Raw genomic sequence first — 353 nt, 5'->3', positions numbered from 1 at the left:
TTCTAACAAGTTCAATTGAGGCAACCATAGTACTTCTATCAATTTTCTGAATGCTTATAATTTTTGGGTCCGAAAAGGGATCGGTAGAAAACATGGTGAGATATTGAGATCTTTGTTGAGCAGGTGAATTAAAGCGAGTATCCTTTACCCAGTTCATTATCTCATCTATGTTTCTATTTTCAATTGCCTCTATATAATTCTGAACACTAATCTTTGCCTCTTGTATGTCTGGAATCGATGCTTTCGAAACAGATGCCATTGAAACGGACAGAAAAATAGCTAATGTAGTTAGTCCTAATGTAATTTTAAGTGGTCTGCACATTTTCATACCTCCATATTTTAATTTCCATCTT

The 353-nt window shown here is 34.3% G+C and carries 1 protein-coding gene; it reads right to left on the bottom strand.

The window, feature by feature from the left end:
* The coding region (locus RCF13_RS25260) for a hypothetical protein (RefSeq protein ID WP_308141645.1) at window positions 1–353 on the bottom strand (353 nt) is incomplete at both ends.

Origin of the sequence: Stenotrophomonas maltophilia group sp. RNC7, from assembly GCF_030910085.1 — a bacterium.
Classification (GTDB): domain Bacteria; phylum Pseudomonadota; class Gammaproteobacteria; order Xanthomonadales; family Xanthomonadaceae; genus Stenotrophomonas; species Stenotrophomonas sepilia.
Note: the sequence above shows the minus strand (reverse complement) of the source record. Positions and strands in the feature narration are given on the sequence as shown.